Source organism: Methylorubrum podarium (assembly GCF_022179745.1).
Lineage (GTDB): Bacteria > Pseudomonadota > Alphaproteobacteria > Rhizobiales > Beijerinckiaceae > Methylobacterium > Methylobacterium podarium.
On the sequence record NZ_BPRD01000250.1, the window covers coordinates 1 to 4,978 of the forward strand.

A 4,978-nucleotide genomic window follows, 5' to 3' on the forward strand; every position below is an offset into this window, starting at 1 on the left:
CTTCCTGCGCGAGGGCGGGCGGCAAAACCTCGTCTACGCGGTCCAGGCCCTGCCGGAAGCCAGAGCGCATCCGGAAACGGGCGCGGCGCCGCCGGGCGACCGCCTCGTCCACGCCCTGACGCGCTGATGGGCGTACAGTCCGCAGCGTGAGACTTTTGACCCAGCCGTGTGGGCCGGGCATACGACCCAGACGGAGAGGAGGGAGAGGATGACCCCGATTCGCCGGAGACGCCGGCCCGCCCCGGCCGCCGCCTGCCTGCTGCTCGCCCTCTGTGCGGCCGATCCCGCGCGGGCGCAGAGCGTCGGCTTCGATCCCGCCGATTACGGCCGGGCGCAGCTGCCCCTGCGCCAGACGACCGGCGACGCGGCGGCCTATGTCGATCAGAACAAGGGCGCGTTCGAGCCGATCAGCGAACTCGACCCCAAGGACGGGCTCGCCGCCCTGGCCCGGCCGATCGGCCGCGTCGACATCGTTCTGAAGAACGGCCGCACCGGCCAGCAGGTCGGCGCCTCCTGCACCGGGGCGCTGCTGCCCGGCGACTACGTGCTGACCAATCACCACTGCCTGCCGCAGGCGGGCGACCTCACCCCGGTCAAGGCGTCGATCCTGATGGATTACCTGACGCTCGACGGCAAAGGCTCGCGCCGCTTCGAGATCGACCCGAAACCGGTCGAATTCGACGCCCGCCTCGACTACGCGCTGGCCCGCGTCGCCGGGAACCCGACCGCGGCCTACGGCAGCGTCCGCCTCTCGGGCGAGCCCGTGGCGGGCAACCGCTCGATGCTCGTGATCCACCATCCCCTCGGGCGCCCGAAGGTGATGAGCCGCTTCCGCTGCTTCGCGATGAAGGATCAGGCCGAGGGGCCGGATCTGCGCCACCGCTGCGACACGCTCGGCGGCTCCTCCGGCTCGCTGATGTTCGACGCCTCCGTCGCCGGCATCGCCCTGCACAAGGAGGGCGGCCTCGATCCGAAGGACCCGTCGAGCTTCAACAAGGCCACGCGGCTCTCGGCGATCCTCGGGCGCAGCCGCATCCTCGCCGAGATCGCCGCCAGCCAGGGCCGCCCGGTCGCCGCCGCGGCGACGGCCGGGGATGCGCCGGCCGGAGGTGCGCCGGCCAAGTCCGGCGCCACCTCCGGCACCGCGCCCGCTACCAAGCCCGCCGCCGGCCCGCCCGCGGACGGGCCGCTCGATCCCGCGAGCATGAACGCGATCCTGCGCGGGCGCTGACGGAGGCCGCGAGGTTGCGATATGATGGCACTTCATTAGGATGATAGCATCGTCATCGTTCGAGCGGAGTGCAGCCGCTGGCCTCGATCACCATCCGCAACGTGCCCGACGAGGTGCATCGCGCCCTGCGCATCCGCGCCGCGCAGCACGGACGCAGCACCGAGGCCGAGATCCGCGCCATCCTGGAGCAGGCGGCCAAGCCGGCCGGTCGGATGAAGCTCGGCTCCCTCCTGTCCTCCATCGCCCGCGAGGCCGGCGGTCTGACCGAGGCGGAAGCGGACGCCTTCGACCGGCTTCGCGACCGGCAACCGGCCGAACCGATCCGGTTCGAGTGATCGTCCTCGATACCACCGTCCTGTCCGAGCTGTGGCGGGCTTCGCCCGACCCCTCCGTGCTGGCTTGGGTCGATGCGCAGGCGATCGAGACCCTCTACCTCACCGCCGTCACCGTCGCCGAACTCCGCTTCGGCACGGCCATGATGCCGCCGGGCAGGCGGCGGGAGATCTTCCGGGACCGGCTGGAGCGCGAGGTGATTCCCGCCTTCACCGGCCGCGTTCTGCCGTTCGACCTCGACGCCTCGCGCCACTACGCCGACTTCATGGCGCGCGCCCGCGCCGCCGGGAAGGCCATCGGTATGGCGGACGGGTCTATCGCCGCCGCCGCCGCGGTCCGGGGCTTCGCGGTCGCCACGCGCGATACGGGCCCGTTCGAGGCCGCCGGGGTCGGCGTCGTCAATCCGTGGCGAGCCGCGGGGTAAGCGGGGCCCCGGAGATCGGTATCGCGAACGATTTTTTTCGTGGGCAGGCGGCGAAAGCCGCTCTGCGAGGTCCAGGGATGAGGGGAAGGGGCCGCGGCAAGGCCCGTGAGACGGAGACGGAGGCCATGGGGGCAATCGAGCAGGCAGCCGAGCGCATTGCGCGCCGCACGGGGGGAACGGCCTCGGCATGGCGCCCGCGTGTCGGCGTGATGCTGGCGGCGGGCGTCCTCTTCGCCCTCGCACCGGCCCGCGCCAACCCGCTCACCGAAGTGCCGGGCGCGCGGCCGCCCGTCGCCGAGGCGGAGGCGCCGCCGGCCCGCGACGAGGCCGCCGAGCGGGACGAGGCCGGTGCGGTGAACCCGTCCGCCAACGCGATCATCCGTTCCCTCGCCCCCTTCGCCGACGGCAATCCGGGCCGCCCCGCCGCGCCGGTCGCGGTCTCCCCCGCCGACGGCGGCCCGAGCCTGCGGGTCGATCCCGCCCGCTCGGTCGATCTCACCGTGTTCTTCGCCTACGACAGCACCCGCCTGACGCCGGAGGCGCGCATCCAGCTCGACCCGCTGGGGCAGGCGCTGCAGGCCCGCGAGCTGTCCGGCCACGGCTTCCTGATCGCCGGGCACACCGATGCCGCGGGCGGTCTCGGCTACAACCGCCGCCTGTCGCTCGCCCGCGCCCGGGCGGTGAAGGCGCATCTCGTCGAGACCTACGGCATCGATCCGCGCCGGCTGCGCATCCACGGCTGGGGGCCGGTCCGCCCCAAGGACCCGTCCCAGCCCTTCGCGCGGATCAACCGGCGGGTCGAAGTCAGCCTGATCGCGCCCGCGCGGAGCGGCGCCCTGCGCTTCATCCTGCCCGCCTCCGAGCAGACCTGCGGGAACGACGCGCTCGGCGATCCCCGCCGCCAGGTCCCGCTCGACCTCGACGATTTCGGCGCGGCCCCGACGCCGCTGCTCTGCTCCGAGTGAACTCCGCGACACAAACGCCGGCACACGAACCGACAGACAGGATGATCCCGATGCTGCGCACCCGAACGCTCGCCACGCTCGCCCTGATCGGCGGCTCCCTCCTCGGCCTCGCCGCGCCGGTTCAGGCGCAGACCCGGCCCAATATCGTCGTGATGGGCGAGGATGCCGACGAGGATTCCGTGCCCCGCGGCAACCGCATCTTCCAGCGGGTGATCACCGAACTCTCCGAGACGATGAACCTGCGCGGCTACAACGTCTACGACGAGACGGCGGTGGCGATGGGGATCACCCAGGCCAACCGGGTCCGCCGCCGCGACGCGGAGCTGATCGAGGTCGCCCGGGCGGTCCAGAACCCGCCGCTCGACGTGGTGGCGGTGTTCCAGGTCTACGCCTCGGCCTCGAAATCGGCCTATTCCGACATCGTGCGGCCGGAGGTGCGCATCCCCGGCCGGCTCCTCAACGTGCGCACCGGGCAGTCGCTCGGCGCCTTCGAGGTGGCGGGGCTGCAGCTTCCGCCCCTGCCCCAGGGCTGCGACCGGGAATGCCTGCTCGAACGGGTCGGCGCCGAGGCCAAGAGCATCGCCGCCGACGTGGCGAGCGCGCTCACGGCCAAGCTCGACGGCGTGATCGCGCCCCGCCGCGGCGCCGATGCCGGCGCGTCCCCGAACCCGCTTCCGAACGCCCTGCCCGGCGCCGAGCCTCCGCCCGCCGCGGTAGCCGGCGGCGAGTCCTGCGGCGGCCTGCCCACGGCCTACGTCGTGCGCCTCAACGGCTTCTCGCCGCAGGAGGTGCAGGCGGCGGAGGAGTACATGGCCGCCTTCCGCTGCTACGAGCACCACCGCCCGGTGCGCTCCGGCGGCGCCAGCGCCGAGTACTGGTACGAGACCCGCTCCGACTCGGCGCGGCTCGGCCGCAACCTGCGCCTGATGCTGGAGCACATGAGCGCGCCGGGACAGGTCCAGTTCTCCGGCAACACCTTCGTCGTCAGCCGCGTCGCCACCCGCTGACCGCCCCCCGAACCCCACGACGACCGTCCGCACCAGCCTTCGGAGACCCCCGATGACCGATCGCAACCCGCTGCGCGGCCCGCTTGCCCGAGGTCTGGCTCGCCTCGCTTCCGGCCGGTGGGCCCTGCGCGGCCTACTCGCCGGGCTGCTCGCCTCCAGCGCTCCGGCGCTCGCGGCCGAGCCGGTCTTCCCGCGCGCCGGATCGCTCGGTCTCGCCCCGCCGGCCGGCATGAAGCCGGCCACGAGCTTCGCGGGCTTCGAGCACCGCTCCGGCGCCTCGATCGTGCTGGTGGAGATGCCGCCGGAGGCCTGGGATCAGATCAACGGGAAGTTCACGGCCGAGGCCCTGGCGCCGTCCGGCTTCCGGGTGAAGGGCGGACCCGAGCCGCTGAGCACGGCGGGGGGCGAAGGGTTCGTCCTGCGCGGGACGCAGGGGGCCAACGGCCTCACCTACGCCAAGTGGGTCGCCGTGGTGCGCGGCGCCTCCGGAACCGGCCTCGTCACCGTGCAGGTGCCGGAGGCGGCGGCCAAGCAGGTGCCGGCTCCGACCGTCGAGGCGGCGCTCCGCACGATCGCGTTCCGGGCCAAGGCGAGCCTCGCCGATCAGGTCGCGGCGCTGCCCTACACCGTCGGCGACACCGCCGGGTTCCGCCCGACGGGGGTCTTCGCCGGCAACGGCCTGCTCCTAACCGAGGGGCCGAAGGACGTCGATCCGGAGCGCGAGCAGCCGGTGGTGATCGTCACGCCGTCGCTGGGGCAGGTGCCCGTGCCGGCGGGCGGGGAAGTCGCCTATGCCCGCCGGATCTTCGCCGCACAGAAGGATCTGAAGGACGTCGCGATCACCGGCGAGGAGCGCAGCACCCGCGGCGACGCCGTCGTGGTGCGCCTGCGCGGCACCGGCACCGACACGAAGAACGGACGCGCGCTCGGGATGACCCAGACGACGGTGTTCGAGGACGGCCGGTATCTGCGGGTAATCGGCTTCGCCGATGCCGGCCGGGCCGAGGCGCTTGCCCGC

6 protein-coding genes are annotated in these 4,978 nt (G+C 73.3%); all 6 read left to right on the forward strand.

All coding sequences use genetic code 11. The features are described 5' to 3' along the window. The first annotated feature begins 208 nt into the window (after positions 1-208). Positions 209-1,231 carry a trypsin-like serine peptidase gene (locus MFF42_RS13390; protein WP_238256172.1) on the forward strand — a complete coding sequence of 341 codons (1,023 nt, stop codon included), beginning with the start codon at positions 209-211 and terminating at the stop codon, positions 1,229-1,231. Positions 1,232-1,308: 77 nt separating this feature from the next. Next, a complete protein-coding gene (locus tag MFF42_RS13395; RefSeq protein WP_238256177.1) occupies positions 1,309-1,566 on the forward strand; it encodes a FitA-like ribbon-helix-helix domain-containing protein in 258 nt (85 codons plus the stop codon). Then, positions 1,563-1,988 (forward strand): type II toxin-antitoxin system VapC family toxin, encoded by a 426-nt coding sequence (locus MFF42_RS13400; RefSeq protein WP_238256173.1) that lies wholly within the window; start codon positions 1,563-1,565, stop codon positions 1,986-1,988. The genes MFF42_RS13395 and MFF42_RS13400 overlap by 4 nt, the downstream gene beginning before the upstream one ends. Before the next feature lie 77 nt (positions 1,989-2,065). Further along, positions 2,066-2,953, forward strand: coding sequence for an OmpA family protein (locus tag MFF42_RS13405; RefSeq protein ID WP_238256174.1), 888 nt, complete (start codon positions 2,066-2,068; stop codon positions 2,951-2,953). A gap of 50 nt (positions 2,954-3,003) precedes the next feature. Continuing rightward, positions 3,004-3,960, forward strand: a complete 957-nt coding sequence (locus tag MFF42_RS13410; protein ID WP_238256175.1) for a hypothetical protein — start codon at positions 3,004-3,006, stop codon at positions 3,958-3,960. Between the two features lie 52 nt (positions 3,961-4,012). After that, positions 4,013-4,978 (forward strand): hypothetical protein (locus MFF42_RS13415; RefSeq protein ID WP_238256176.1); only part of this gene is annotated, 966 nt, incomplete at its 3' end.

Excerpts from the sequence above, each read along its gene's own strand:
- MFF42_RS13405 (WP_238256174.1), top strand. The coding sequence starts at position 2,066 with ATGAGGGGAAGGGGCCGCGGCAAGGCCCGTGAGACGGAGACGGAGGCC.
- MFF42_RS13410 (WP_238256175.1), top strand. The coding sequence starts at position 3,004 with ATGCTGCGCACCCGAACGCTCGCCACGCTCGCCCTGATCGGCGGCTCC.
- MFF42_RS13390 (WP_238256172.1), top strand. The coding sequence starts at position 209 with ATGACCCCGATTCGCCGGAGACGCCGGCCCGCCCCGGCCGCCGCCTGC.